Origin of the sequence: Bradyrhizobium embrapense (assembly GCF_001189235.2) — a bacterium.
Classification (GTDB): Bacteria; Pseudomonadota; Alphaproteobacteria; order Rhizobiales; family Xanthobacteraceae; genus Bradyrhizobium; species Bradyrhizobium embrapense.
Genome location: NZ_LFIP02000003.1, coordinates 257,513 through 283,410, shown reverse-complemented (window position 1 = coordinate 283,410; position 25,898 = coordinate 257,513). Strand labels below are relative to the sequence as shown.

The window sequence follows — 25,898 nt, the reverse complement described above, 5'->3', positions numbered from 1 at the left end:
GGGATGGGAGTCAGCCAGACGCACCGCTGCTCGTGGAGAGACCAGATCCCCACCCGCTTTGCTCTGATGAGCAAAGCGACCTCCCCTTTTCAAGGGGCGGGTGGGTTAGCGGCCCTACCGCTTGGCGCCGGCCTGCTCGGCCGAGCTCTGGGCCGCTTCGGCGAGTTGCGCGGAGATCTTGGCTGTCTCGGCTGCGCTGCCCCAGCTCGGCGCGTCACTGCCGTCGCCCCAGGCGCGCGGGCGATAGAAGGTGTGGACGCCGAACTTGTACATCTTCTTCATTTCACTGACCCAGGACGGCCGCACCCAATAGGCGTGGTAATGGGTCGAGCGATCGACCTCCGGCAGCCACAATTTGCCGTCGAGGATCGCCTTCGAGATCTTCTTGGCGCGATCCCACATGTCGGGCTCGCGCACGACGTCGGGGATGTTGTCGCAGGCGAAGGTGAACTGGCAGGCGTAGTGGCGGTTCTTGTTCTGGTAGACCACGCCGCACACCGTCTCCGGATATTTGCCGGAGAAGGCGCGGTTCAGCACCACCTGGGCGACTGCGATCTGGCCGCGCACCGCTTCGCCGCGCGCTTCGAAATAGACCGCCTCGGCAAGGCACTTCTCCGACTTGGCGCGCGATTTCGCGTCGAACAGGCGGAGCCGTTCCGCCGGCGTCTTGGTGTGCTGGTCGTCGGCGTTGACTTCGCCCTTCGGCGCGATGCTCTCGCCGATCTCGCCGGCCTTGACCGGGCCGTCGGCATCGACCGGCAGTGACGCCATCACCTTCATGTCGGGATCGGGCTGCGCTGCGGGCGCGACGACGACCGGCGCCTCGCCCGGCTGCCAGCGCTCGAGATTCTCGGGCGTGCCGAGCGACGAGCCGAAGAACAGGCTGGCGGTCTTGAATGCGAACGGGTCGCGCTCGTGCGTTGCATCCGCAGGCGCAGCAGCAGGCTTGGCGGGCGCAGGCTTCAGATCATCGAGCGGATTGGCCTCGAGCGACATCGACACGTCGTATTGCTGCGGCGACGGCTTGGCATATTGCGGCAACGGCGGTGCTCGCAGCGCCTCCTGCAATTCGGGATCAAGTGGGGTGTTTTCGGCCGGCGCCGTCGCGGTCTTCATGCCCTTGACCGACGCATTCGATGTCGCGGGATCCTCGTTCGCCGGAGCCGTGTTCGTCGGCTGCGCGGGAGCGGCCTGGTCCGGCCGCCCGACGATGAGACGATCGCCCTTCAGCGTGCGATCGACCTTGGGGAAATCGGATGCCTGGTAGCGCGGCGGCGGCGCTGTGATCGGATTGTGCGTCACCGCGCCGGTGATGTCGGCGCTCGGACTGTCGAGCCTTGCGAGCAGGATTTGCGGATCCTGCGGCGCGGAAGTTCCGATCGGACGGCCGAAGCTGTAGGTCGCGACCTGGATCGAGCCGACCGCGGAGGCGAAGACGCGCTTCTGCCAGCGCTCGGCGACGCCGGGCTGCCGGGCCAGGAGCGAGGCAATATCCTGATATCCGAGCTCGGTCGGCATCAGTGCGAAGATGCCAAGACCGAGACCGAAGAGCGCAAGACGTGCGCCCTTCGGCCGGTTACGCGACACAAACATCGTACGCTCACGCAACGCTTACTGAGTGCAATCGAACGCGGTACATCCGCGCAATTCGACCTTTCCCGTTGCTAACTTGTTTAGGTTGCCGCGGAGTTAATCGGCGTTGCCCGCGCGCTACACTCAAGCGGTCGCACACATGATGCGCGCTGCATCGCGCGCCTTGGTAAACGCGCGGCGCATGATGGTCGTAAACAGCAGGTCAACAAGGATGGTGAACAAGGCGTTACGCGCCGTCCTTCCACTGGCATTGCGAGGAGCGACAAGCGACGGAGCAATCCATGTCTCGGCAGGTGGAGACATGGATTGCTTCGCTTCGCTCGCAATGACGGTGCTCGTTGGCAGCCTAACCAAACAAAATGGCCGGGACTTGGTCCCGGCCATTTCACTTTCCGAATTGCTTGATCGCTCACGCCTGGCTGGCGATCTCCTTGCCGAGCGCGGCCTGGGCTGCGGCAAGCCGCGCGATCGGCACGCGATAGGGCGAGCAGGAGACGTAATCGAGCCCGACCTCGTGGCAGAACGCGACCGAGGCCGGATCGCCGCCGTGCTCGCCGCAGATGCCGACCTTGAGGCTCGGCCGCGTCTTGCGGCCGCGCGTCACGCCGATCCTGACCAGCTCGCCGACGCCGTCGCGATCGACCGAGATGAACGGATCGATCTCCAGGATGCCCTTGGCGACGTAGGTGCCGAGGAAGCTCGCGGCGTCGTCGCGGCTGATGCCGTAGGTGGTCTGCGTCAGGTCATTGGTGCCGAAGGAGAAGAACTCCGCGGTCTCCGCCACCTGGCCGGCCATCAGGCAGGCGCGCGGCAGCTCGATCATGGTGCCGACCTGGTAGGTCAGCTTGACACCTGTCTCCTTCATGACAGCGTTGGCGGTCGCATCGATCCGCGCCTTGACCAGATCGAACTCGGCCTTGGTCGCGATCAGCGGCACCATCACCTCGAGTCCGACCGGCTTGCCGGTGCGCTTGCCGGCTTCGACAGCGGCCTCGAAGATCGCGCGCGCCTGCATCTCGGCGATCTCAGGGTAGGCGATCGCGAGACGGCAGCCGCGGAAGCCGAGCATCGGATTGAACTCGGACAGTTCGCGGGCCCGATCGGCGAGCTTGCGCGGATCGGTGTTCATGGCGCGCGCCACTTCCTCGATCTCGGCCTGGGTGTGCGGCAGGAACTCGTGCAGCGGCGGATCGAGCAAGCGGATGGTGACCGGCAGGCCCTTCATGATCTCGAACAGCTCGACGAAGTCGGCGCGCTGCATCGGCAGCAGCTTCGACAGCGCGGCGCGGCGCGACTGCTCGTCCTCGGAGAGGATCATCTCGCGCACGGTGCGGATGCGGGTCTCCTCGAAGAACATGTGCTCGGTGCGGCAGAGGCCGATGCCCTCGGCGCCGAACTTCACCGCGGTGCGCGCGTCATCCGGCGTGTCGCCGTTGACGCGGACGCCGAGCTTGCGGACCTCGTCGGCCCAGCCCATCAGCGTGCCGAACTCGCCGGACAGTTCCGGCTCGATCATCGGCATGCGGCCGGCCAGCACCTGCCCGACCGAGCCGTCGATGGTGATGACGTCGCCGGTCTTGAAGGTGCGCGAGCCGACGCTCATGGTGCCGCGGCCGTAATCGACGCGGATGGTGCCGCAGCCGGAGACGCAGGGCTTGCCCATGCCGCGCGCGACCACCGCCGCATGCGACGTCATGCCGCCGCGGGTGGTCAGGATGCCTTCCGCGGCGTGCATGCCGTGGATGTCTTCCGGGCTGGTCTCGATGCGGACCAGAATCACCTTGCGTCCGTCGGCCTGCAGCTTGGCCGCTTCGTCCGACGAGAACACGATCTCGCCGGAGGCAGCACCAGGCGAAGCCGGCAGGCCGGTCGCGATCACGTCGCGCTTGGCGGCGGGATCGATGGTCGGGTGCAGCAGCTGGTCCAGCGACGCCGGATCGATCCGCGTCACCGCGTCCTTGCGCGAGATCAGGCCCTCATTGGCGAGCTCGACCGCGATGCGCAGCGCCGCCTTGGCGGTGCGCTTGCCGCCGCGGGTCTGCAGCATCCACAGCTTGCCCTGCTCGACCGTGAATTCCATGTCCTGCATGTCGCGGTAGTGCTTCTCGAGCAGCGTGTAGATCCGCGTCAGCTCCTTGAACGCGGCCGGCATCGCGGCTTCCATCGACAGCTTGTCGGAGCCGGATTCCTGGCGCGCCTCTTCGGTGATGTCCTGCGGGGTGCGGATGCCGGCAACGACGTCCTCGCCCTGCGCGTTGATCAGGAACTCGCCGTACAGCTTGCTCTCGCCGGTCGAGGGGTTGCGGGTGAAGGCAACGCCGGTCGCCGACGTCTCGCCCATGTTGCCGAACACCATCGCCTGCACGTTGACCGCGGTGCCCCAGGATTCCGGGATGTCGTGCAGCTTGCGGTAGGTCACCGCGCGCGCGTTCATCCAGGATGAGAACACCGCACCGATGGCGCCCCACAGCTGATCGTGCGGATCCTGCGGGAATTCGTGGCCGGTCTCCTTGGCGACCGCTTCCTTGTACTTGCCGACCAGCTCGACCCAATCGTCGCCGGTGAGGTCGGTGTCGAGCGAGTAGCCCTGGCCATCCTTGAAGGTGTCGAGGATGTCCTCGAAATGATGATGCTCGAAGCCGAGCACCACGTCGGAATACATCGTGATGAAGCGGCGATAGCTGTCATAGGCGAAGCGGCGGTCGCCGGAGAGTTCGGCAAGCGCTTCGACCGTGCGGTCGTTGAGGCCGAGATTGAGCACGGTGTCCATCATGCCCGGCATCGAGGCGCGCGCGCCCGAGCGGACCGAGACCAGCAGCGGGTTCCTGGCGTCGCCGAAGGTCTTGCCGGTCAGCTTGCCGACATAGTCGAGCGCCTTCTCAACCTGAGCTTTCAATTCCTTCGGATACGTCTTGTCGTGGTCGTAGAAATAGGTGCAGACCGAGGTCGGAATGGTGAAGCCGGGGGGCACCGGAAGGCCGAGATTGGCCATTTCCGCGAGGTTGGCACCCTTGCCGCCGAGCAGATTGCGCAAGGTCGCCTGGCCCTCGGCCTTGCCGTCACCGAACGTATAGACCCACTTGCCGGCCTTGATCGCGGGCGGAGCCGCCTTTTTCGCAGCGGTGACGGCCTTTACCGGCGCCTTGCTGGCGGGCTTTGCGGCCGGCTTCGCAACCGATTTGGCGGCAGGCTTCGGGGCGCTCTTCTTCAGCGCCTTGCGCGCTGGAGCGGCCTTCCGGGCCGGCGCCGAGGACTTTGATTTCGCTGCGGTTTTCTCGGCATTTTTCTTGGACTTCGCGACGGCTTTGGCCATGTCAGACAACAATCCGAAAAGAGGGGTCGAAGATGCGCGCCTTACACCATTTTGAGGGGTTCCGCGCAAGCCGCGAAACCCCGCTTTCCCGCTACAGGTGCAGCCAGCGCAGCAGGCCCATCCCGACGAGCCCGACGAAGATCAGGTAGATCGCGACGATGTAATTGAGCAGCCGCGGCATGATCAGGATCAAGATGCCTGCGATCAGAGCGACGATGGCAGGCAGATGCGCAGCGGTGATGACCATTGACGTGTTCTCCGGCGATTTTTGGAAGAGCGAATCGAGCGGCAGTTTATCCGCTGCGGGGGTTCCCACATCAAGACGCCTGCACGGCCTGAGAGTTCCCGCAACTCACGAAAATTGCTCCAAATTGCCGCGTATATGGCGGCGGATTTCCGGAACATCGCCGCTGCCGATGCATTGGCTCGCCGTGCGCATCGGCCAAGGCTGGCGCGCGCGTGAAAAGAATGGAGCGAGCCATGCGAAACAGAATACTTGCCGTTGCGGCGGTTGCTGCTGCGATCACGGTGCCGGCTGTTGCCGCACAGGCCCAGACCGTTGGCGTCGTCCGCGGTGGCCCGCCGGTTGCGGTCGAGGATGACGAGGGCATTGCGATCGAGCAGCGCCCGGCGTTCCGCGAGTACATCGTGCGCGAGCGCGTGCCGAACTACACCGTTCCGGATCGCGTCGTGGTCGGCACCATACTGCCGGACGCCGGCGTGACCACTTACGACGTGCCGCAACGGTTCGGCGCGACGCCGTATCGCTACACCGTCGTGAATGGCGAGACCGTTCTGGTCGAGCCGCGTTCGCGGCGAATCGTTCAGGTGGTCGACTAGCGCAATGCCAACGCGATAGCCTGAACGGAGCCGTCCGGGCGCCGCGCAAGCGGATGTGCGCGAGGATCGACCGGACCAGAAAGCCCCGCCCGGACCTCCCCTCCGGGCGGGGCTCTTCGGTTGTCCTGCGCACCCAATTACGACTTCAAGATCGAGAGCAGCGTCGAGGTCGACTTGTAGCTCTTGATTGCGGCGTCCTGGAAATCCTGCGTCCAGTTGGCCGCCTGGCGCTCCTCTGCGCTCATCGAGGAGTATTGCTTGAGGATGCCGAGTGAGAACTGGCGCGGATCGCCGGCGGACTGGCTCTGCTTCAACGCATCGAGCACCGCAAGACGCGTTCGCGTGTTGAGTTCCTGCTTGGCCGCGAAGATCTCCTCGCCGGAAAACTTCTTGTCCTGGTTGAGCGTGATCGCCGACAGCGAACGGTTGTCGAGCGAGGACAGGTCGGCGAGTTGGCCGGTCTTGCGTCTGGAATCGTAGACCAGTTCCTTGCCGCTCTTCGCCGCCTCGCTCTTCTGCCGATCGAGGAAGGCGCGTACATCGCTTGCCACGCTGCTGAAATCGCGCGGCTTGCTGGTCGTGGGCGGCGTCGTCCCCGCCAGCGCGGCCGCGATCGGGTCTCCCGTAATTCCCGTCGGCGCCTTGTTCGGATCCTGCTGCGTCGCCTGAACCCCTTTCAGCACCGCGGCGCGCTCGCTGGCCCAGGTTGCGGTGGCCTTCTCCTCGTCGCTGGCGCCGTCGAGATAGTCGAGCGCGGCCTTGTAGCTGACGCTGTAGTCGCCGGTCAGCCGTGTGGTCGCAAGCGACGGCGCCATCGCCTCGTCGAAGCGCTGCTTCAGCTCGGTGGCGGCGACCGCCTGCTCGTCCGGGGTGAACTTGCCGCCATTGTTGGTCGAGATCGCAAACAGCGCGCGGCGGTCCAGTGTCGAGAGATCGATCGTGGTCTTGCCGTCGACGATCGGCTTCTTCACGCCCGCGACGGTGTAGAGCCGGTCGAGCGTGACGCGCGCGTCATTGGTGACGGTCGCGAAATCCGGCAGCGGCGCCTTGACCGATGTCTTGGCGAGCTGCGCGCGGGCGGCGTCCGACAGCGTGAGGTTGGTTGCAGCGCCAGGTGTCGCGGACAGGTCACCGGCCGTGCCGTCGTCCGACAACGTCGCCGCCAGCGAGGGCGTCGCCGCTGCGCGCGCGTAGGCCGAACCGTATTGGGCATAGGGATTGGGGGTGGTGCCGATCGAGGTCATCGGGGCGATCCCTGCATTGGCGCGAGGGGCGATTTCTTAAGAAATCGTTGATCCGCCAGGACCTTCGCAGGGCATGGTTAACAAATTGCAAATTGTGTCTAGATATTTCCGAGACCGCTTCAGCCGCGCTGGCGCGCCACGATGCGGTGAACGACCTTGCCGGACGAGGCGCTGACGACCTCCGTGTCGAGCAGCAACTCGGCCGCCGCAAGTTCAGTCCGCACCAGCGCAGCATCGAACGCCGCGTAGAGCCGGCCGTGCGCATCGCGTGCGTCGTCGCCGGCAGTGACGCGCCAGCTCAGATAGAAGATGCCGCCGGGCTTCACGATGTCGAACATGCGGCGCACCGATGGCCCGATCAGTGTGGGGACGAGATGCATGATCACGGTCTCGCACAGCACATTGTCGAAGCTGCCGGAGGCGATGCCTGATAGATCAGGCAATTCGGCGCGCGTGAAGCGCAACGCCGGGTAGCGCGCACGAGCTTCCGCGAGCAGCCCCTCGGAGGCATCAAATCCTTCGGCCGGAAAGCCGTTGGCATTGAGCCAGGCCACCTCGCGGCCGCTGCCGCAGCCGATATCGGCGGTCGCGCCGCCCTTGATGAAGAATTGCCCGACGATCTCCTGCAGATCGCGAGGTGCCGGCTGGTCGTGCCAGTCCTGCGCAAACGCCGCCGCCTCCTTGTCGTAAGCGGCGAGCGTTGCGCGGTCCATCGATCAGCCCTCGATCCGGGAGAAATCCGCCACCGCACGGGTCGCGGCGCGGATCTCGTTAAGCAGCTTCAGGCGGTTCTCGCGCACCTTCGGATCCCCGTCGTTGACCTTGACCTTGTCGAAGAACGCGTCGACCGCCGGACGCAGCTTGGCCATCGCGCTCATTGCAGCGGCAAAGTCTTCCTTTGCAACAGCGGCGGAGGCCTCAGCCTTCACCTGGTCGATCGCCTTCGCCAGCGTCTTCTCTTCATCGAGCTTGTAGAGCGCGGCATCAGGCTCATGGTCGAACTCGCGTTTATCTTTCTTTTCCTCGATGGTGAGAATGTTACTCGCACGCTTCGTACCCGCGAGCAGGTTTTTACCATCATCCGTATCAAGGAATCTTCCGAGTGCGTCGACACGATCGACAATCGGCATCAACGGATGACCTTGCAGCAAAGAGCCGGTGGCAAGTACCGCATCCACCAAATCGTGACGCGCCTTCTGGTCTCGAAGTTGAACCTTGAGTCGCTCTTCGAAGAAGATCATCAGATGGTCGATGATGTCGGCCACATCCAAATAGTCTTTGCCGAACGAGTTCTTCAGATGGAATTCGACCAAGTTTCGGAACCCAATTCGGGTCCGATTTTCAAGTACGATGCGAATCACTCCCAGGGCGGCACGCCGCAGCGCAAACGGGTCCTTCGATCCAGTTGGCTTTTCGTCGATTAGCCAGAACCCCGCCAGCGTGTCGAGCTTGTCCGCCAGCGCCACGGCGACGCTGAGCGGATCGGTCGGCACGCGATCGGTCGGGCCCTGCGGCTTCCAGTGCTCCTCGCTTGCGGCGGCGACCGAGGCATCCTCACCCTGGGCCAGCGCGTAGTACTTGCCCATCAAGCCCTGCAATTCAGGGAACTCGCCGACCACTTCGGTCAGCAAATCCGCCTTCGCAAGGCGCGCGGCGCGCCTGGTCTTCTCGACATCGGCGCCGACCAGCGGGGCGATCTCGGCAGCGAGCCGCTCGATCCGCTTGATTCGCTCCGCCTGCGTCCCGAGCTTCTCATGGAACACGATCTGCTCGAACTTCGGCAGCCGGTCTTCGAGCCTTGTCTTCAGGTCGGTCTCGTAGAAGAACTTCGCATCCGACAGCCGCGGGCGGATCACGCGCTCATTGCCGGCAACGATGGTCTTGCCGCCGTCGGGCGCCTCGATGTTGGCGGTCAGCACGAACTTGTTGGTCAGCTTGCCCGTCTTGGGGTCTTTGACCACGAAGCACTTCTGGTTGTTGCGGATGGTGGCGCGGATCACTTCGTCCGGGATCGACAGGAATTCCTTCTCGAACGATCCCATCATCACGACCGGCCATTCGACAAGGCCCGAAACCTCATCGAGCAGCACCTGATCCTCGACCAGTTCGAGGCCCTGCGCGAACGCCAGCTCCTTGGCGTCCTCGAGGATAATGTCCTTGCGCGCCTGCGGATCGAGGATCACCTTGGCGGCCTTCAGCTTGGCCTCGTAATCCTCGAAGCGGCGCACCGAGATCGCACCCGGCGCCATGAAGCGGTGGCCATAGGTGGTCTGCCCGGCCTCGATGCCGTCGACCGAGAATTTCACAATGTCCGGCTCTTCGGTCTCGAGCCCGAAAGTCGCGGTGATCGCGTGCAGCGGCCGCACCCAGGTGAGCGAGCCTGACTTCGCCGAGCGCGCGCCCCAGCGCATCGATTTCGGCCAGGGGAAGGTGCGGATGATCACCGGCAGAATTTCGGCGATGACATCGATCGCGGCGCGGCCTGGCTTCTCGATCAGCGCGATGTAGAAGTCGCCTTTCGCGTCCTTCTGGATCTTCGCTTCGTCCAGCGACTTGAGACCGGTCGCCTTCAGAAAGCCCTGCACCGCCGCATCCGGGGCACCGATCTTCGGACCGCGACGCTCGGTCTTCAAATCGGGCTGGCGCGCGGGAATGCCGTGCACGGTGAGCGCGAGGCGGCGCGGGGTCGCGAATGCCTTGGCGCCCTCGTAGACGAGGCCCTCGGCGACGAGCTTGTCAGTCACCATGCGACGCAGGTCATCCGCCGCCTTGGCCTGCATGCGCGCGGGAATTTCTTCGGAGAACAGTTCGAGGAGAAGATCGGGCATCAGACCGCCCTGCCCGTTTCAGTGTGGATCCAAGCCTCGCCGCAGGCCTTCGCCAGATCGCGCACCCGGCCGATGTAGCTCTGCCGCTCGGTCACCGAGATGACGCCGCGGGCGTCGAGCAGATTGAACACGTGGCTCGCCTTGATGCACTGGTCGTAGGCCGGCAAGGCCATCAGATGTTCCTTGTGGTTGCTCCCCTCGCGCCAGCCGGCGGCGAGATATTTGCGGCAGGCCTCTTCTGCCATTTTGAACTGCTCGAACAGCATCGCGGTGTCGGCATATTCGAAATTGTGCCGCGAATATTCCTGCTCGGCCTGTAGGAAGACGTCGCCATAGGTGACCTTCTCGGCGCCCTCGCGGCCGTTGAAGTTGAGGTCGTAGACGCGGTCGACACCCTGCACATACATCGCGAGCCGCTCGAGCCCGTAGGTGAGTTCGCCCGCGACCGGCGCGCATTCGACGCCGGCGACCTGCTGGAAGTAGGTGAACTGGCTGACCTCCATGCCGTCGCACCAGCATTCCCAACCAAGACCCCAGGCGCCCAGGGTCGGGCTCTCCCAGTCGTCCTCGACGAAGCGGATGTCATGAACCGCCGAATCGATCCCGATCGCGGCCAGCGACTTCAGGTACAGCTCCTGAAGGTTCGGCGGCGACGGCTTCATGATCACCTGGAACTGGTAATAGTGCTGCAGGCGGTTGGGGTTTTCGCCATAGCGGCCGTCCTTGGGCCGCCGCGAGGGCTGCACATAGGCCGCATTCCAGGGCTTTGGCCCCAGCGCGCGCAGCGTGGTCGCGGGATGGAAGGTGCCGGCGCCCATTTCCATGTCGTAGGGCTGCAGGATGACGCAACCCTGCTCGGCCCAGAATCGCTGGAGAGCCAGGATGAAGCCCTGGAACGAACGTTCCGGGCGCATGTGATCAGGCAGGGCGTCCATCGTCTTGACAGGTCTCGCGAGGGGGTTGTGAAGCGCGCGGGACCGTATCGGCGGCGGCCAATGGAATCAAGGCGATGCGGGAAAATCCGGCACCGCCATCTTGCGGAATCCGACGGCTATTAGCCCGGGCGATAGGCCCCGGTCACGGGGTCGCGGCGCAGGGTCTTGATTTCGCTCGCACGCGTGGTCTCGGCCACGCGGGACAATCGCGCCTCTTCCAGTTCCTGGTTGATCCGGACGGCCGTCTTGTATGCCCAGCGGACCACGGCCAGGCCACCCAGGACGCCTGCGAATGCAATCAGCGGCGGCATCGGTCGATCCTTGTCGTTCACGTCTGTCAGGCCCCCAATGGCAGCCATTCTCGCCCAAGGCGGCCTGCGCCGCAATCGCGCTTTTGGGGCTAAATGGCGCGCTCAAATCCCCGTGTTCAGAGCCCGAATCTGGCCCAGATCGCCCTCGTTTCGACCGCTGAGATCAAATCGTCCGGCAAGCTCGCCAGCCCATCCAGCGCCGCCATCGATCCCGCCCCCGGCGCCCGCCGGCCGAGCAGGCCGGACAGCATGCCACTGGCGGGCGCGATCACCGGGGTCAGCACCTTCTCGCCATAGCGGGCGCGCAAAACGGAGCGGAGATCGCCGATGCTGTCGGCGAGACCGAGGCCGATCGCGGTCTCGCCGGCCCAGTATTCACCGGTGAACAGCACGTCGTCGGCGGCCTTCAGGCGACTGCCGCGGCTCTGCTTCACGAGGTTGATGAAGGTCGCATGGATCTCTCGCTGGATCGTCTTCAGCCGGGCGACGTCGTCGGGGTTCTCCGGGAGGAACGGATCGAGCATCGCCTTGTGGCTGCCGGCCGTGTACAGGCGCCGCTCGACCCCGATCTTCTTGATCAGCCCCTCGAGGCCGAAGCTGCCGCCGACCACGCCGATCGAACCCAGGATCGAGGACGGGTCGCAATAGATCTCGTCGCCGGCGCAGGCGATCATGTAGCCGCCGGAGGCCGCGACATCCTCCGCGAACACCAGCACCGGCAGCTTCTTCTCGGCCGCCAATTGCCGGATGCGCAGATAGATTTGGCGCGACTGCACCGGCGAGCCGCCCGGCGAGTTGATCACCAGCGCCACCGCCTTGGCATTCCGAGTACCAAACGCGCGCTCCAGCATCTTGGCAACACCGGAGAGCGTCATGCCGGGCCGCAGCGGCGTCACCGCGCCGATCACGCCTGACAGCCGCACCACCGGCACGACGGCCGTGCCGCGCCTGAACCGCGCCGGCAGCATTTCCTGCACGCGATCGAGCAGTCCCGAACGTCCTCCAGAATGTCCTTGGCGATCACTTAATTGTTCATTCATGCCGCTACCTCGGATTAACCACTTTTTATCACGCCAGTGTCATTGGATTTCATGGAACGCGTTTTGCATTTTGTCATTGGGGATGCAACGCGCGGGCAAAGAGGGACCCATGAAGATCTACCTGCTGATTTTGCTGATCGGTACGCTCCTCACGGCGATCCACTTCACGTCCAGGCCGGATCGCCAGTCGGAAACGGCCTCGCAGTAGCTTTGTGCCAATGACGACGCGGGCAGCGCGCCTGCCCGCTAGCGCCGCGCCAGCGGCAATTCTCCCTTTCCAGCCAAAATCTCCTGCACCCATTTATTGGGCACACCTGACTCTTCATTGAGCAACAGCGCGGCATGCAGCCGCGTCGGCGCCCGGCCGCCCTTGATGGCCCGCACCAGGATTCGGATCGCCGGTGACGCCGCCTCGCCATGAACCGGCAGGATCTCGAGGCTGCCGAAGCCGCGGTCCAGCGCGGCCAGCACCTCGGCAATTCCGTCGGCCCGCCAGATCAGCGCAAGCTGCCCGTTCGACTTCAAAATCCGCCGCGCCGCATGAACCCAGGCCGCAAGCGTGGTCACGGTCGCGACATGGGCGCGCTGCCGCAAGCCGTCCGGCGAGGCGCGGTGTCTTCCGGGATCGTTGAATGGCGGGTTCATCAGCACGACGTCGGCGCTGTCGGGTGTCAGGCCGGCTGCATCGAATGCTGAGGCGGCGGCCTCGACATCGAGCACGATCACGTCGGCCATGATCGCGTTGGCGGTGGCGTTATTCCGCGCAAGCTCGGCCAATGCAGGGTCGATCTCGACCAGGACCAGATCGATCCCGCCGACCCGCCGCGCCACCGCAAGCCCGGCTGCGCCGACGCCGGAGCCGAGATCCACGACCCGGTCGCCCGACCTTGCCGGCGTCGCCGCAGCCAGCAGGATCGCGTCGTGGCCGGCGCGGTGACCGCTGCGCGGCTGCCGCAGCCGCAATTGTCCGCCAAGGAATCCGTCCTCGGTGATCTCGGCGGCCACAGACTGCTTTCTTGACGCGCTTTCCTCCCGCGAACCGGCGCCCCTTTCGCCTGAAAACGCTTTAGTCATCGGCCCGCAATTCGTGGCCCAGGCCGGCATCGGTCAGGAGCTGGCGGGCCTCGTGGTTGTCGTCCTCGTGCACCAGGATCCGCCGCGGCAGCACGCCGAGCGAGCCCTCGATGATGCTCATGTTCTGGTCCAGCACCAGATGATGGATGTTAGCGCTGTCGAGCAACGCCCCGATGGCGGAGACCAGCACCGCGTCATTGGTCCGTACCAATTCCCGCAAACCCACTCTCCTCTTGGCCCGGCTGTGCGGCCAATGCGTCACATGTCAACAACTTCGTGGCCTTGCCGCATACCTTCGCAGTTTCTATTGTTATAGCTGAGCTAGAGCGAATTCGGCAAAATTGGAGACCAGCGTGGCGGTTATTGTACCCTTCGAAAGCCCGTCCAATGCTTCGATCGACGGGCTGGTGGGACTTGTCGCCGCCGACATGGAGCGCGTCAACGCGACGATCATTTCGCGGACCGGCTCCGAGGTCACCATGATCCCCGAGGTCGCCAATCATCTGATCTCCTCCGGGGGAAAACGGCTGCGCCCGATGCTGACCCTGGCGATGGCCCAGCTCGCCGACTACACCGGCGACGGCCATATCAAGCTCGCCGCCGCGGTCGAGTTCATGCACACCGCGACCCTGCTGCACGACGACGTGGTCGACGAGAGCGAGCTGCGCCGTGGCAAATTGTCGGCGCGGATGCTGTGGGGCAACGAGGCCAGCGTGCTGGTCGGCGACTTCCTGCTCGGCCAGGCGTTCCGGATGATGGTCGAGGTCGGCTCGCTGCGCGCGCTCGACATTCTCTCAGCCGCCGCCGCCACCATCGCCGAGGGCGAGGTGATGCAGCTTGCCGCCGCCAAGAACACCGCGACCACCGAGGACGAATATCTCGCCGTGATCCGCGGCAAGACCGCCGAGCTGTTCGCCGCCGCCTGCGAGGTCGGTCCCGTGATCGCAGGCCGGCCGAAGGCCGAGCAGACCGCGTGCCGCTCGGTCGGCATGAATCTCGGCATCGCCTTCCAGCTGGTCGACGACGTGCTCGATTATGGCGGCAAATCCGCCAAACTCGGCAAGAACGTCGGCGACGATTTCCGCGAGGGCAAGATTACGCTTCCCGTGGTGCTCGCCTTCCGCCGCGGCAACGACACCGAGCGCCAGTTCTGGATCCGCGCACTGGAGCGCGGCGAGATCGGATCAGCCGATCTCGATCACGCGATCGGGCTGATGACCAAGCACCGGGCGCTGGAAGACACCATCAGCCGCGCCCAGCACTACGGTGCAATGGCGGTCGACGCGCTGGCGCTGTTCCCGTCCTCGCCGATGAAGACGGCGCTGGAACAGGTCGTGGCGTTCTGCCTCGCGCGCACGCACTAGGTTTGCGTGTAAGTCAATCCCCGCTATCTCTGCCGTCATTCCGGGGCTTGCGAAGCAAGAGCCCGGAATCCATTTCTCCACAGTCGATGCGGCTTGACGGATTCCAGGTTCTCGCCTTCGGCGAGCCCCGGAATGACGAGCCAGAGGAAAGCAGCTACCCTTCCACGGGCACCCAGATCTCCAGCCCGCCATTGCCGCTGTTCTTGTCGAACGTCGCGCCGTAGCGCTCGAAGTTCGGCGCGTCTGCGACCTTCATGCCGGATTGCGGCAGCCAGCGATTCCAGATCGTGTTGACGGTGCGGCGGATGGTCGAGATGTGGTCGGCGTGGGTGAACACCACGTATTTCTGCGCCGGGATCCGGACCCGCGCGAACTCGCGCGGCAGGTCGGAGAAATCCGCGACCTCGACACCTGCGATGTAGTCGAAATTGCCGGCATCGTCGCCGTTGCAGCAGACGCCATAGGCGACATCGCCGACCTGGCGGGGAATATGCGCGCATTGCTGGTGGAAGCCGCTCCACTGGTTCGGAATGCCGGCCGTGCTGTCATTGGCGTGGTTGTAGCGCTCGCCGACGCCGGCGACGAGAAGGGCTCTCCCCGTCTCAATGCGTGGCGGATCGATGTGATCGAGGGCGGTCGAGATCATGGTGATCGGCTCCTGCAGCTTGAGCTGTGTCAGACACGTCGTCGCACGCACGGTTTCCGGCGTGACGCCGAAATGGTCGCGGAACGCGCGGGTGAATGCTTCGTGGGAGCCGTAATCCGCATCCAGCGCCAGCGTGAGAATGTCGGGCGCACCGGCCGCGAGCGCGTGCGCGGCCTCGCTCAGCCGCCGCGCCCGCACGTAGCGCATCACCGAAAACCCGGTCGCCTCGGCGAACGCGCGCACCAGATGGAAGCGCGAGACCCCGGCGACGACTGCGATGTCGTCGAGCGTCAGCGACCTGTGAAGGTGGCCTTCGATGTACCAGAGCGCCTTCTGGGCTGGATTCATTGGACGACGGCCTTCCTGCAAAGCTCCGGCATCATGCACGGCTGCGGTGCGCGCATTTGACAGTCCTTGCTGCGCGGCGGCGAAACCCTGGTTCCGCTCAGCGAAATTTTACCGCAAAGCCGTCGCTGGCAACACCGCTGCAATCGTGCATACTCGCAGTTGCATCGATCCGACGGCTCACCAAGCTGCCCGAAAATCAAGACTGCACGAGCCGCGGCCAGCATGTCAGGGAGGACAAGGATGCACCACCAACGCCTGAGCTATGCCAACTGCGTCATGTCAGCGGCGCTTGCGGGGCTTTTGACGATCGCCTCCGCCGGCGCCGCCAACGCCCAGAAGAAGTACGATCCGGGTGCGACCGACACCGAGATCAAGGTCGGCAACATCATGCCCTATTCGGGCCCGGCATCCGCTTACGCCACGATCGGCAAGACCGAAGCGGCCTATTTCAACAAGCTCAACAGCGAGGGCGGCATCAACGGCCGCAAGGTCAACTTCATCTCCTACGATGACGCCTACTCGCCGCCGAAGATGGTCGAGCAGGCCCGCAAGCTGGTCGAGAGCGACGAGGTGCTGTTGATCTTCAATCCGCTCGGCACGCCGGGCAACACCGCGATCCAGAAATACATGAACGCCAAGAAGGTGCCGCAGCTGTTCGTCTCCACCGGCGCCGCCAAGTGGAACGACCCGAAGAATTTTCCCTGGACCATGGGCTGGCAGCCGAGCTACCAGGTCGAGGCGCGCATCTATGCCAAGTACATCCTGCAGAAATATCCCGGCAAGACCATCGGCGTGCTCTACCAGAACGACGATTTCGGCAAGGACTATCTGATCGGCCTGCATGAGGGACTCGGCGATGCGGCCAAGAAACTGATCGTCGTCGAATCCTCCTACGAGACCTCGTCGCCGACGGTGGATTCGCAGATCGTACAGATCAAGGGCGCCAATCCGGATATCTTCATCAACATCGCGACGCCGAAATTCGCGGCGCAGGCGATCAAGAAGGCCGCCGAGCTGGATTGGCATCCGGTCCAGTTCCTGACCAACGTCTCGGTCTCGATCGGCGGCGTGATGAAGCCGGCCGGCTACGAGGCGAGCCAGGACATCCTGTCGACCCAGTATCTGAAGGATCCCGCCGATCACGAGTGGAAGAACGATCCGGCCATGAACGAGTGGCGCGCTTTCATGACCAAGTGGTATCCCGAGGGCGACCAGAACGACGCCTCGACCGTGTTCGGTTACGGCGTCGCCAAGGGGCTCGAGCAGGTGCTGCGGCAATGCGGCGACAACCTCACCCGCGAGAACCTGATGAAGCAGGCGGCCAGCCTCAACTTCGAGATCGGCATCTATCTGCCCGGAACCAAGATCAAGACCGGGCCGGACGACTACGCTCCGATCGAGCAGTTGCAGATGATGCGCTTCAAGGGCGAGAGCTGGGAGCGGTTCGGCCCCGTGATGAGCGGCGAGAAGAGCTCGTAAGTTCCGGCCAAATAACCGCCGTCATTGCGAGCGAAGCGAAGCAATCCATCGTGTCCGAGTACGCGGAGGGGTGGATTGCTTCGTCGCTCGCGCTCCTCGCAATGACGAACAAGGGAAGAGGACAACAACAATGAAAATCACCGACGTCCGCGCCCACCATATCCGCATTCCCTATGACGCAGGCCCCGCGAGCTTCCGCCAGGGCGCATCCGCGATCTCCGCGCTCGACATGGTGCTGGTCGAGGTATCGACCGATGCCGGCCTGACCGGCTGGGGCGATGCTTTTGCCTATGTCTGCCCGAAAACGAGCTGCACGGCGGTGACCGAGATGATCGCGCCGCAGGCCCGCGGCCTCGAGGTACCCGACGCCGCCCAAATTCCCGCCGCGATGGAGCAGATCCAGCGAAATCTGCATCTGTTCGGCCGCTACGGCATCACGATGTTTGCGATCTCCGCGCTCGACATCGCGCTGTGGGATCTCGCCGGCAAGGTGAAGGGCGTGCCGCTGCATCAATTGATCGGCGGCGCCAAGCGCAGCACGATCCCGGCCTATGCAAGCCTGATGCGGATCGGCAACCCCGCGCACATCGCCGCCGAATGCAGGAAGGCGATCAAGCTCGGCTACGCCGCGATCAAGCTGCACGAGACCACCGTGCCCGCGGTGACCGCCGCGCGCGAGGCGATCGGCCCCGACGTGCCGCTGATGGTCGACATGAATTGCCCGCTGGACGGACCGGCCGCGATCCAGTTCGCCCGCGATTGCAAGCAGGTCGCGCCGATGTTCCTGGAGGAGCCGGTCTGGCCGCCGGAGGATTTCGCGACGCTCGCGGAGGTGCGCAGAGAAGGCCGGCTCGACATCGCGGCCGGCGAGAACGCCTGCACCGTGCATCAATTCCGCCAGATGATGACCGCGGGGGCGGTCAGTCACGCGCAACCGTCGGTGATCAAGGTCGGCGGCGTCACCGAATTCCTGCGCGTGGCCGTGCTCGCCGACGAGTTCGGCGTCCAGGTGATTCCGCACTCGCCCTATTTCGGACCGGGCTTCCTCGCCACGCTGCACCTGATGGCGATCCGCGACGCGGGCCTGATCGAGGTCTTCTTCATGAAGCGCCCCGCCTGCCTGTGGGGCGACCGCATCGATGTCGACGCCACTGGCCACGTCGCCGTGCCGCAAGGCCCCGGGCTCGGCTACGAACCGGATCGCGATGTGATGGAGAAGTATCGGGTGGCGTGAGCTGCGACCACGCCGGACCCGTCATTGCGAGGAGCGAAGCGACGAAGCAATCCATCGCTCCGCGTGCGCGGTGAAAATGGATTGCTTCGCTGCGCTCGCAATGACGGCCGCAGGCTACTTCGTCCCGTCCTTTGCGGCCGGCGTTGCATCCTTGGCCGGCGGCGCGTCGACCTTCTTCTTCATATCCTCGGTCAGCTTGACCTGCGCCGCCTGCAAATCGGTGACGAGCTTCTGCAAGCTTGCCAGCGCATTCTGCAAGCTCGCGATCTGCCGGTTGGCGGCATCGAGCTTCTGCTGATGATCCGATGTGAGCTTGCCGATCGTCTTCTGCAGGAAATCGACGTTGCTCTGCAGGCAGCTGGTGCGCCGCTCCATCGTTTTCTCGACGGTGCATATCTCGATGCCGGGAACGTCCTGCGCATGCGCGGTTGTAGTAATGTAGAATACAATCGGCATGAGCAGGACAAGAACGAAACGAGCGATCATCGGCATCCCCAATCACAGGCGTCATTCACAGATTTGTGCTTGCGACGCTGAAAGCGGGGCAGACATACCACACTGAAACCGCATTCGAGCGGTGTGCTTCACTCATTACGGGGACTACTCGTGGGGACGGGGGCCTTCGGAACTTGTTTGGTTCGACCCCTTTGGCTCGACCTTGGGCAGTGGAGATATCGCATGGCAACGCGCGAAAAACGTCTGGCGCAATTCGATGGCAATGGCGAACCCTCGCCGGAACAACGCGTGGAAGTGCTGTGTGAGGATCACAGCGGAACGTATCAGCTGCCGTTCGCCTGCCGTTTCATCGACGGCCAGTGGCGCAATGACGCAACCGGTGGCGCGCTGGAAGTCAACGTCATTGCCTGGCGGATGCCGCGCGTGAAGCAGGCGGGCATGGCCTGAGGGACGCATGGCGCGCTGTTTCAAAACGCGACGCGCGCGCACACGCGCCTTAAGATTTGGAACGCGGACGGAACGAACCGCGTCCGAATCGCTGATTGAGCTACGTACTCCGTTGTTCACGGCTAGATGTGGTCATCAGCCCGAGGCGGCGCACCACATACAGAAGCATGACGATCGGCCGCAGCCAGCGGCCGACGACAAAGGTTAACTCTTCCGCAGACGACATTTGTGATCCCCTCTCTGATCCTTCTTGGCGATCATTTCCACGGCGTGACCGGCGGTACCGTCTCGGTTGCCGGCGGCACATCCACGGTCTTGAAATCGGCGGGGCTGACGATCTCGAGGTATTCCATGTCCTTCGAGTAATCGAACAGATAGTGCGTGATGCCGGGCCGCTGATGGATCACGTCGCCGGCCTCGACCAGCGTCTCCTTGTCCTCGTACATGAAGCGCGCCCAACCCTTGGTCATGATCACGATCTGGAAATCGCACAGATGCTTGTGCCAGCCGGTGCCTTGTTCCGGCGGCAGGTCGGGATTGGCCTTGACCAGATGGCAGATCACCTGCCCGCCGGTGGCATCGGCGATACCGAGATCGCGATACAGGAAGAAGTCGCGCAGACCTCCGCCCTTGAACTCGGTGTCACCGGGTTTGACGTGGGAGAATTTGCTGACGATGGCGTGCTGGTTCATTTCAAGCCTCCACGGTTCTCGTATTCGCGAGATCGCGGCGCGGCTCAGCGTCCAAATTTTCGGCAGCGTCGCATCGTCGCGGTCACAGCTCGCTTGTTGCTATGCGAAATCCTTGCCAGCCCGGTCGTGCCGCGGCGATCGGCCTCGCCATGCGCTGGCATCGCAGCGGAAGCATTTGGCGTGAGGCGCGAATTTGAGTTCGGCGCGCGCTGCGCCCGATCGCCGCGCGACGCCGATGCCGGGCGGCGACGGCACGTCCATTGAGCAAAGCTTGCCCGGAGCTTGAGCCGCCGGCGCAGGCAGGCCGGACGCGCGCTGCCTAATATTCGACCTCGAGCTCCTCGACATCGGCCGGCTCGGCCTTCGCCGCCTCGATCCACTCCTGCATCTCGGGCATCGCCATGATGGTGCGGGCATACGCCGCCAGAACCGGGTCGAGTTTCACGTCATAGGTCATGAAGCGGGTCACCACGGGGGCATACATCGCGTCCGCCATGGTGCGGCGTTCGCCGAACAGGAACGGTCCGCCTGATTTGCCGAGGCAATCGCCCCAGATGGTGCAGACGCGATCGATATCGGCCTGCGCCCGCGACCAGATCTTGAAGCCGGGAAAATGCCCCTTCAGGTTGACCGGCAGCGACGACCGCAGCGTGGTGAAGCCGGAATGGATTTCGCCCGAGATCGAGCGGCAATGCGCGCGCTGGATCCGGTCCGCCGGCAGCAGCCCGGCATGCGGCATGATCTCGTTGAGGTACTCGCCGATCGCCAGCGTATCCCAGACCGTCGCGCCCTCGTGGCGCAGGCAGGGCACCAGGATCGACGACGACAACAGCAGCAGCTCGGCCCGCGCCGAGGGGTCATCGGGCGCGGTGACCACCTCCTCGAACTCCAGCCCAGCGAATTTGGCCAGCAGCCAGCCGCGCAGCGACCAGGACGAGTAATTCTTGCTGCTGATGGTGAGTGTCGCCTTCGCCATATCGGTCCCTCACGCCCTGAACGCGTCCTTACCCCCGGACACCGCGCGCCGGTCCAAACCGCCGCGCCCCCCGAAGCCGTTCATTTTTGCAGCAAGCCACGTGCCAATTTGCCGGGCACCCCGCCCCTCTCTGGCGTCGATATTGCATATCCAGCCGGGCAAGGGCGGATGCGTATGATGTCAATGCTTTACCAGGCCTATCAGAACCACATGGACCTCACGGCGCCGTGGCGGACCGGCGCCGCGGCGGCATTGCGGTATCTCAATCTGGTGCCGCGGGGCACCTCCGACCGGACGTTCGGCCGGCTCGCGGCGGCGCTCGAGCTGATCTCGCGCTCCACCCTGACCTACGCCCGTCCCGACTACGCCATCGGCAGCGTGTCCTCCGGCAACAGGGAATACGAGGTGACCGAGGAGGTTGCCTATGCGACGCCGTTCGGCTCGCTGCTGCATTTCAGGAAGGTGGACGGACCGGAGCAGCCGCGGCTGCTGTTGGTGGCGCCGATGTCCGGTCATTTCGCAACGCTGCTGCGGGGCACCGTGAAGACGCTGCTGCAGGATCACGACGTCTACATCACCGACTGGCACAATCCGCGCGACATTCCGCGCAGCGAGGGCCGCTTCGGGCTCGAGGACTACACCGACCACCTGATCGACTTCCTCGGCCAGCTCGGCCCGCGCGCGCATATGGTGGCGATCTGCCAGCCTTCGGTGTCGGCGCTGGCGGCGGCCGCGATCATGTCCGAAGACAATCATCCGGCGCGGCCGGCGTCGCTGACCCTGATGGCCGGGCCGATCGACACAAGGATCCAGCCGACCAAGGTGAACGAATTCGCCAAGAGCAAGCCGATCAAATGGTTCGAGGACAATCTGATCAACTACGTGCCGATGCAGTGCAAGGGCGCGCTGCGTCAGGTCTATCCCGGCTTCGTGCAGCTGACGGCGTTCGTCTCGATGAACCTCGAGCGTCACATCAAGCAGCACATCGACCTCGCCGACCATCTCGCCAAGGGCGAGACCGCGAAGGCCGAGGTGATCAAGACCTTCTACGACGAGTATTTCGCCGTGATGGATCTGCCGGCGGAATTCTACATCGAGACGGTGCGCGATGTGTTCCAGGAGCATCTGCTGCCGCAGGGCATGCTGATGCATCGCGGCCGCGCGGTGAATCCGGCAGCGATCCGGCGCATGGGCCTGATGACGGTGGAAGGCGAGAAGGACGACATCTGCTCGATCGGCCAGACCCTCGCCGCCCAGGACCTCTGCACCGGCGTGCGCACCTATCGCAAGGTGCACCACATGCAGGCCGGCGTCGGCCATTACGGCGTGTTTTCCGGCAAACGCTGGAACAACGAGATCTACCCGCTGCTGCGCGATTTCGTGCACGTGAATTCGTGAGTGGATCCGGTAGCCCGACCGCTCCATCTGAGTCAGTGCGCGCCTCGCAAAGACGCAGCGGCTAGCCACGCATCCCCTCGCGCAGTACTCTCCCCGGCCACGACGACCCACGCGCCCGAAGAATCGTCCAGGGAGAAACTCCATGCGCGCCGCCTTCCGCACCCTCACGCTCGCCTTGATCGGCGCCCTCGCCCTCGCGTCAGCCGCATCCGCCGCCGACGTCCATGTCATGATCTCGGGTGGACTGACCGCGGCCTACAAGGCGCTGGTGCCGGAGTTCGAGCGCAAGACCGGGCACAAGGTGGTAACCGCCTTCGGGCCGTCGATGGGCACCACGACCAACGCCATTCCGGTGCGGCTCGCGCGCGGCGAGCCGGCCGACGTGCTGATCATGGTCGGCTATGCGCTGGGTGACCTCGTCAAGCAGGGCAAGGTGGTGGCCGACAGCCGCGTCGACCTCGTGAAGTCGCCGATCGGGATTGCGGTGAAATCAGGCGCACCGAGGCCGGACATCAGCTCGGCCGATGCCGTCAAGCAGGCGCTGCTGGCGGCGAAGTCGGTCGCCTATTCCGACAGCGCCAGCGGCGTCTATGTCTCGACCGAGATGTTCGCAAAACTCGGCATCGCCGACCAGATGAAGGACAAGGCGCGGATGATCCCGGCAACCCCGGTCGGCGAGATCGTCGCCAAGGGCGAGGCCGAGATCGGCTTGCAGCAGATCTCGGAGCTGAAGCCGGTCGCCGGCATCGACATCATAGGTCCGCTACCGGAGCCATTGCAGAAGATCACGGTGTTCTCCGCAGGGATCGCGACCGTCTCGAAAGAGCCCGACGCCGGCAAGGCGCTGATCAGCTTCCTCGCCTCATCAGATGCCCGCGACGCGCTGGCCAGGAGCGGCCTTGATCCGATCGCCGCCGGCGCGACGCATTAGCGAGACGTCGCCAACTTTTTCGGCGCCCCTACCGCAAATGATGCGCGCCGTAAGCGAGCAGCAGCACCACGACCAGCGCCAGCACCAGCGTGGTCGACTTCCAGAACAGCACCGGGTTGCGCTCGATCAGCGGGGTCGATGACGTCGTCAGATATCTCGCATTGGGATTGCGCAGGTCGAACAGAAACTCCGAGAAGCTGTCGTAACGCCTCAGCGGATTGACCTGCACGGCATGCTCCAGCGTGCCGTCGACCCAGTTGGGAATGTCGCGGCCGCCATGCGCGGCCGGACGGTAGACCAGCCGGTTGAAGTCGGACCAGGTGCGGGCGCGCGCGATCTGCGCGCCGTAGGGCAAGCGGCCGGTCAGCATCTGATAGGTGACGACGCCGAGCGAAAACAGGTCCGAGCGCGCGGTACCGCCCTCGCCCAGGAAATACTCCGGCGCGGTGTATTGCTGAGTGCCCAGGATGTTCTCGACGCCCGCCGCCACCGCGTCGGCGACGCCAGAGATCCGCGTCGAGCCGAAGTCGATGATCTTCACCGTGCCGATCCGGTCGATCATGATGTTGTCCGGCCTGACGTCCTGGTGCAGCATCTCCTTGCGGTGGAACGCGCGCAGCCCTTTTGCGATCTGCTCGGTGATGTCGCGCACCGTCTCCAGCGATGGCGCCGGGTTGTCGATCATCCACTGCGTCAAGGTCTGGCCGTCGATATACTCCATCGCGACATAGAGGAAGTTACGCTTGCGCTGCGGCAGGAACGGCTTCAGCACGTGCGGGCTGTCGATCCGCCGCGCAACCCACTCCTCCAGCATGAAGCGTTTCAGATAGGCGCCGTCGTCGCGCAGGTCGATCGAGGGGATCTTGATCGTGACCGTGGTGCCGCTCTCCTCGTCGACCGCGAGATAGATGTGGCTGCGATGCGATGCATGCAATTCGCGGACGATCCGGTAACCGTCGAACAGCATCCGTGCATCGAGCAGCGGCGGCAGCGGCAGCTCGGTCGGCTGGCCGAACACCTCGCTGGCTTCGCCATCGGGCAATTCGTCGATCCGGATGATCTGCGCGGTGAGATTGTCCGGGCTGCCGTTGTCATAGGCCTGCGCCACGATCGACTTCGCGGCGGCATCGAGATCGGCAGCGCCATCCCTGATCGTCTTCGCCAGCTGCCGCGCGGCAACGTGCTCGTAGATGCCGTCGGTCACCAGCAGGAAAGTGTCGCCGCGCTCCAGCCACAGATTCCGGTAGTCGATCTCGAGCTGCGGATTCACGCCGAGCGCGCGGCCGAGATAGCTCTGCTGCGACGACAGCACGACGCGGTGGTCGTTGGTCAATTGCTCGAGGCTGTTGCCCGCGACGCGGTAGATCCTCGAGTCGCCGACATGGAACAGATGCGCCGTGGTCGAGCGGATGACGAGCGCGCTCAGCGTGCAGACGTAGCCCTTGTCCTTGTCGTAGGGGTTCAGGCTGCGCCGCGTCTGCGCATGCAGCCAGGAATTGGTCGCCTCCAGCACCCGCTGCGCCGAGGTCTTCACCGACCAGGATTCCGAGGTGCAGTAGTAATCGGTCAGGAAGCTCTTGACCGCGGACTCCGCGGCGATGCGGCCGACGCTGCTCGAGGAGACGCCGTCGGCAAGCACCACGGCGATGCCCTTCAGCCCAAGCAGCGGCTCGTCGGGGATCAGGATGCCGTGGAAATCCTGATTGGTGTCCTTGCGGCCCTGATCAGAGAATTGCCCGACCGATATTGTCAGCGCGCGCGGCATCGACCGTCCCAATGCGAATGGGCTCTCCGCGACAGGAGAGCCCCATAAGCCGTCCGGGATCAAGCCGCGAGGCGCTGGCGCTTCGGCGCCGTCTTCACATGCGTCGTGTAGAGCGTGAGCCCGGTGAAGGCGAGGCCCCCGGCGAGGTTGCCGAGCACGGTCGGGATCTCGTTCCAGATCAAATAGTCCATGATCGAGAACTTGGCGTGCAGCATCAGTCCTGACGGGAACAGGAACATGTTCACCACCGAATGCTCGAACACCATGTAGAAGAACACCAGGATCGGCATCCACATCGCGATGACCTTGCCGGGCACCGTCGTCGAGATCATGGCGCCGACGACGCCGGTGGACACCATCCAGTTGCAGAGCATGCCGCGGATGAAGAGCGTGGCCATGCCCGCCGCGCCATGCGCCGCATAGCCCAGCGTTCGCGCCTCGCCGACGTTTCCGATGGTCATTCCGACCTTGTCGGGCTCCTGCGTGAAACCGAACGTGGTCACGAACGCCATCATGAATGCCACCGTCAGCGCGCCGGCGAAGTTGCCGATGAAGACGAGGCCCCAGTTGCGCAGCACGCCGCCGAGCGTGACGCCGGGCCGCTTGTCGAGCAGCGCGAGCGGCGACAGCACGAACACGCCCGTCAGCAGGTCGAAGCCGAGCAGATAGAGCATCACGAAGCCGACCGGAAACAGCAATGCGCCGACCAGCGGCTGGCCCGTGTTGACGTTGATCGTCACGGCAAACCAGGCCGCCAGCGCCAGGATCGCACCGGCCATGTAGGCGCGGATCACGGTGTCGCGCGTCGACATGAAGATCTTGGATTCGCCGGCGTCCACCATCTTGGTGACGAATTCGGACGGTGCGAGATAAGCCATTCGTGAATTCCCCTTGCGCAATTCGGCCGCGCCGGCTGCCTGCCGGAAGCGACGCGGGTTGGTTGTAATGCTCATCCGTCCGGGGAGATGGGGTGACGATTGCTCA

The 25,898-nt window shown here is 64.4% G+C and carries 25 protein-coding genes; 7 read left to right on the top strand and 18 right to left on the bottom strand.

Annotated elements, in window-relative coordinates; genetic code table 11:
* Window positions 1-114: 114 nt before the first annotated feature.
* The 4 genes from AKN83_RS15355 to AKN83_RS38300 all read right to left on the bottom strand — a co-directional run bounded on the left by AKN83_RS15355 (window position 115) and on the right by AKN83_RS38300 (window position 5,153).
* The gene (locus AKN83_RS15355) at window positions 115-1,593 is read right to left on the bottom strand and encodes a cell wall hydrolase (protein WP_050403164.1); all 1,479 of its coding nucleotides are present in this window, start codon (window positions 1,591-1,593) and stop codon (window positions 115-117) included.
* Between the two features lie 123 nt (window positions 1,594-1,716).
* A complete protein-coding gene (locus tag AKN83_RS39650; protein ID WP_157113401.1) occupies window positions 1,717-1,977 on the bottom strand; it encodes a hypothetical protein in 261 nt (86 codons plus the stop codon).
* Window positions 1,978-2,002: 25 nt separating this feature from the next.
* On the bottom strand, window positions 2,003-4,906 hold the full coding sequence (gene ppdK / locus AKN83_RS15350; RefSeq protein ID WP_050403163.1) for a pyruvate, phosphate dikinase: 2,904 nt from the start codon (window positions 4,904-4,906) through the stop codon (window positions 2,003-2,005).
* A gap of 91 nt (window positions 4,907-4,997) precedes the next feature.
* On the bottom strand, window positions 4,998-5,153 hold the full coding sequence (locus AKN83_RS38300; RefSeq protein WP_083992077.1) for a DUF3096 domain-containing protein: 156 nt from the start codon (window positions 5,151-5,153) through the stop codon (window positions 4,998-5,000).
* A 233-nt stretch (window positions 5,154-5,386) separates the two neighbouring features.
* On the opposite strand from AKN83_RS38300, the gene AKN83_RS15345 reads away from it, so the two are divergent.
* The gene (locus AKN83_RS15345) at window positions 5,387-5,746 is read left to right on the top strand and encodes a DUF1236 domain-containing protein (RefSeq protein ID WP_050403162.1); all 360 of its coding nucleotides are present in this window, start codon (window positions 5,387-5,389) and stop codon (window positions 5,744-5,746) included.
* A gap of 137 nt (window positions 5,747-5,883) precedes the next feature.
* Here the strand turns inward: AKN83_RS15345 and AKN83_RS15340 are convergent, their stop codons facing one another.
* The 8 genes from AKN83_RS15340 to AKN83_RS15305 all read right to left on the bottom strand — a co-directional run bounded on the left by AKN83_RS15340 (window position 5,884) and on the right by AKN83_RS15305 (window position 13,398).
* The gene (locus tag AKN83_RS15340; RefSeq protein ID WP_050403161.1) at window positions 5,884-6,990 is read right to left on the bottom strand and encodes a hypothetical protein; all 1,107 of its coding nucleotides are present in this window, start codon (window positions 6,988-6,990) and stop codon (window positions 5,884-5,886) included.
* A 119-nt stretch (window positions 6,991-7,109) separates the two neighbouring features.
* Complete coding sequence (locus AKN83_RS15335) at window positions 7,110-7,703, bottom strand: class I SAM-dependent methyltransferase (protein ID WP_050403160.1); 594 nt, start codon at window positions 7,701-7,703, stop codon at window positions 7,110-7,112.
* 3 nt (window positions 7,704-7,706) lie between these two features.
* On the bottom strand, window positions 7,707-9,818 hold the full coding sequence (gene glyS / locus AKN83_RS15330) for a glycine--tRNA ligase subunit beta (RefSeq protein ID WP_050403159.1): 2,112 nt from the start codon (window positions 9,816-9,818) through the stop codon (window positions 7,707-7,709).
* Complete coding sequence (locus tag AKN83_RS15325) at window positions 9,818-10,753, bottom strand: glycine--tRNA ligase subunit alpha (RefSeq protein ID WP_050403158.1); 936 nt, start codon at window positions 10,751-10,753, stop codon at window positions 9,818-9,820. The genes glyS and AKN83_RS15325 overlap by 1 nt, the downstream gene beginning before the upstream one ends.
* Window positions 10,754-10,872: 119 nt before the next feature.
* Window positions 10,873-11,064: a hypothetical protein gene (locus tag AKN83_RS15320; protein ID WP_050403245.1), complete on the bottom strand. Its 192-nt coding sequence runs from the start codon at window positions 11,062-11,064 to the stop codon at window positions 10,873-10,875.
* Window positions 11,065-11,180: 116 nt separating this feature from the next.
* The gene (locus AKN83_RS15315; protein WP_050403157.1) at window positions 11,181-12,104 is read right to left on the bottom strand and encodes a S49 family peptidase; all 924 of its coding nucleotides are present in this window, start codon (window positions 12,102-12,104) and stop codon (window positions 11,181-11,183) included.
* Window positions 12,105-12,350: 246 nt separating this feature from the next.
* Window positions 12,351-13,109 carry a tRNA1(Val) (adenine(37)-N6)-methyltransferase gene (locus tag AKN83_RS15310; RefSeq protein ID WP_050403156.1) on the bottom strand — a complete coding sequence of 253 codons (759 nt, stop codon included), beginning with the start codon at window positions 13,107-13,109 and terminating at the stop codon, window positions 12,351-12,353.
* A 61-nt stretch (window positions 13,110-13,170) separates the two neighbouring features.
* A complete protein-coding gene (locus AKN83_RS15305; RefSeq protein ID WP_050403155.1) occupies window positions 13,171-13,398 on the bottom strand; it encodes a putative signal transducing protein in 228 nt (75 codons plus the stop codon).
* 133 nt (window positions 13,399-13,531) lie between these two features.
* Here AKN83_RS15305 and AKN83_RS15300 point away from each other — a divergent pair, with 133 nt between their 5' ends.
* On the top strand, window positions 13,532-14,542 hold the full coding sequence (locus AKN83_RS15300) for a polyprenyl synthetase family protein (RefSeq protein WP_050403244.1): 1,011 nt from the start codon (window positions 13,532-13,534) through the stop codon (window positions 14,540-14,542).
* A 154-nt stretch (window positions 14,543-14,696) separates the two neighbouring features.
* On the opposite strand, the gene AKN83_RS15295 is transcribed toward AKN83_RS15300, so the two are convergent.
* Complete coding sequence (locus AKN83_RS15295; protein WP_050403154.1) at window positions 14,697-15,536, bottom strand: AraC family transcriptional regulator; 840 nt, start codon at window positions 15,534-15,536, stop codon at window positions 14,697-14,699.
* Window positions 15,537-15,776: 240 nt separating this feature from the next.
* Between AKN83_RS15295 and AKN83_RS15290 the strand changes: the two genes are divergently transcribed.
* A complete protein-coding gene (locus AKN83_RS15290) occupies window positions 15,777-17,015 on the top strand; it encodes an ABC transporter substrate-binding protein (RefSeq protein WP_050403153.1) in 1,239 nt (412 codons plus the stop codon).
* A 130-nt stretch (window positions 17,016-17,145) separates the two neighbouring features.
* Window positions 17,146-18,249 carry a mandelate racemase/muconate lactonizing enzyme family protein gene (locus AKN83_RS15285; protein ID WP_050403152.1) on the top strand — a complete coding sequence of 368 codons (1,104 nt, stop codon included), beginning with the start codon at window positions 17,146-17,148 and terminating at the stop codon, window positions 18,247-18,249.
* Window positions 18,250-18,363: 114 nt separating this feature from the next.
* Here AKN83_RS15285 and AKN83_RS15280 read toward each other — a convergent pair whose 3' ends face one another.
* Window positions 18,364-18,735 carry a hypothetical protein gene (locus AKN83_RS15280; RefSeq protein ID WP_050403243.1) on the bottom strand — a complete coding sequence of 124 codons (372 nt, stop codon included), beginning with the start codon at window positions 18,733-18,735 and terminating at the stop codon, window positions 18,364-18,366.
* 192 nt (window positions 18,736-18,927) lie between these two features.
* Between AKN83_RS15280 and AKN83_RS15275 the strand changes: the two genes are divergently transcribed.
* A complete protein-coding gene (locus AKN83_RS15275) occupies window positions 18,928-19,152 on the top strand; it encodes a hypothetical protein (protein WP_050403151.1) in 225 nt (74 codons plus the stop codon).
* 257 nt (window positions 19,153-19,409) lie between these two features.
* Here the strand turns inward: AKN83_RS15275 and AKN83_RS15270 are convergent, their stop codons facing one another.
* Window positions 19,410-19,844, bottom strand: coding sequence for a cupin domain-containing protein (locus AKN83_RS15270; RefSeq protein WP_050403150.1), 435 nt, complete (start codon window positions 19,842-19,844; stop codon window positions 19,410-19,412).
* 319 nt (window positions 19,845-20,163) lie between these two features.
* Window positions 20,164-20,820 (bottom strand): glutathione S-transferase, encoded by a 657-nt coding sequence (locus AKN83_RS15265; RefSeq protein WP_050403149.1) that lies wholly within the window; start codon window positions 20,818-20,820, stop codon window positions 20,164-20,166.
* A 174-nt stretch (window positions 20,821-20,994) separates the two neighbouring features.
* On the opposite strand from AKN83_RS15265, the gene AKN83_RS15260 reads away from it, so the two are divergent.
* Window positions 20,995-22,218 (top strand): polyhydroxyalkanoate depolymerase, encoded by a 1,224-nt coding sequence (locus tag AKN83_RS15260; RefSeq protein WP_157113400.1) that lies wholly within the window; start codon window positions 20,995-20,997, stop codon window positions 22,216-22,218.
* Between the two features lie 142 nt (window positions 22,219-22,360).
* Window positions 22,361-23,149: a substrate-binding domain-containing protein gene (locus AKN83_RS15255; RefSeq protein ID WP_050403148.1), complete on the top strand. Its 789-nt coding sequence runs from the start codon at window positions 22,361-22,363 to the stop codon at window positions 23,147-23,149.
* Between the two features lie 28 nt (window positions 23,150-23,177).
* On the opposite strand, the gene AKN83_RS15250 is transcribed toward AKN83_RS15255, so the two are convergent.
* Together AKN83_RS15250 and AKN83_RS15245 are read right to left on the bottom strand one after the other, a co-directional pair.
* Complete coding sequence (locus AKN83_RS15250) at window positions 23,178-24,914, bottom strand: bifunctional protein-serine/threonine kinase/phosphatase (RefSeq protein WP_050403147.1); 1,737 nt, start codon at window positions 24,912-24,914, stop codon at window positions 23,178-23,180.
* Window positions 24,915-24,973: 59 nt separating this feature from the next.
* Entirely contained in the window at window positions 24,974-25,792 is an 819-nt protein-coding gene (locus AKN83_RS15245; RefSeq protein WP_050403146.1) for a formate/nitrite transporter family protein, read from the bottom strand.
* Window positions 25,793-25,898 lie beyond the last annotated feature (106 nt).

Excerpts from the sequence above, each read along its gene's own strand:
- AKN83_RS15355 (WP_050403164.1), bottom strand. The coding sequence starts at position 1,593 with ATGTTTGTGTCGCGTAACCGGCCGAAGGGCGCACGTCTTGCGCTCTTC.
- AKN83_RS39650 (WP_157113401.1), bottom strand. The coding sequence starts at position 1,977 with ATGGCCGGGACCAAGTCCCGGCCATTTTGTTTGGTTAGGCTGCCAACG.
- ppdK (WP_050403163.1), bottom strand. The coding sequence starts at position 4,906 with ATGGCCAAAGCCGTCGCGAAGTCCAAGAAAAATGCCGAGAAAACCGCA.
- AKN83_RS38300 (WP_083992077.1), bottom strand. The coding sequence starts at position 5,153 with ATGGTCATCACCGCTGCGCATCTGCCTGCCATCGTCGCTCTGATCGCA.
- AKN83_RS15345 (WP_050403162.1), top strand. The coding sequence starts at position 5,387 with ATGCGAAACAGAATACTTGCCGTTGCGGCGGTTGCTGCTGCGATCACG.
- AKN83_RS15340 (WP_050403161.1), bottom strand. The coding sequence starts at position 6,990 with ATGACCTCGATCGGCACCACCCCCAATCCCTATGCCCAATACGGTTCG.
- AKN83_RS15335 (WP_050403160.1), bottom strand. The coding sequence starts at position 7,703 with ATGGACCGCGCAACGCTCGCCGCTTACGACAAGGAGGCGGCGGCGTTT.
- glyS (WP_050403159.1), bottom strand. The coding sequence starts at position 9,818 with ATGCCCGATCTTCTCCTCGAACTGTTCTCCGAAGAAATTCCCGCGCGC.
- AKN83_RS15325 (WP_050403158.1), bottom strand. The coding sequence starts at position 10,753 with ATGGACGCCCTGCCTGATCACATGCGCCCGGAACGTTCGTTCCAGGGC.
- AKN83_RS15320 (WP_050403245.1), bottom strand. The coding sequence starts at position 11,064 with ATGCCGCCGCTGATTGCATTCGCAGGCGTCCTGGGTGGCCTGGCCGTG.
- AKN83_RS15315 (WP_050403157.1), bottom strand. The coding sequence starts at position 12,104 with ATGAATGAACAATTAAGTGATCGCCAAGGACATTCTGGAGGACGTTCG.
- AKN83_RS15295 (WP_050403154.1), bottom strand. The coding sequence starts at position 15,536 with ATGAATCCAGCCCAGAAGGCGCTCTGGTACATCGAAGGCCACCTTCAC.
- AKN83_RS15290 (WP_050403153.1), top strand. The coding sequence starts at position 15,777 with ATGCACCACCAACGCCTGAGCTATGCCAACTGCGTCATGTCAGCGGCG.
- AKN83_RS15285 (WP_050403152.1), top strand. The coding sequence starts at position 17,146 with ATGAAAATCACCGACGTCCGCGCCCACCATATCCGCATTCCCTATGAC.
- AKN83_RS15280 (WP_050403243.1), bottom strand. The coding sequence starts at position 18,735 with ATGATCGCTCGTTTCGTTCTTGTCCTGCTCATGCCGATTGTATTCTAC.
- AKN83_RS15275 (WP_050403151.1), top strand. The coding sequence starts at position 18,928 with ATGGCAACGCGCGAAAAACGTCTGGCGCAATTCGATGGCAATGGCGAA.
- AKN83_RS15270 (WP_050403150.1), bottom strand. The coding sequence starts at position 19,844 with ATGAACCAGCACGCCATCGTCAGCAAATTCTCCCACGTCAAACCCGGT.
- AKN83_RS15265 (WP_050403149.1), bottom strand. The coding sequence starts at position 20,820 with ATGGCGAAGGCGACACTCACCATCAGCAGCAAGAATTACTCGTCCTGG.
- AKN83_RS15260 (WP_157113400.1), top strand. The coding sequence starts at position 20,995 with ATGATGTCAATGCTTTACCAGGCCTATCAGAACCACATGGACCTCACG.
- AKN83_RS15255 (WP_050403148.1), top strand. The coding sequence starts at position 22,361 with ATGCGCGCCGCCTTCCGCACCCTCACGCTCGCCTTGATCGGCGCCCTC.
- AKN83_RS15250 (WP_050403147.1), bottom strand. The coding sequence starts at position 24,914 with ATGCCGCGCGCGCTGACAATATCGGTCGGGCAATTCTCTGATCAGGGC.
- AKN83_RS15245 (WP_050403146.1), bottom strand. The coding sequence starts at position 25,792 with ATGGCTTATCTCGCACCGTCCGAATTCGTCACCAAGATGGTGGACGCC.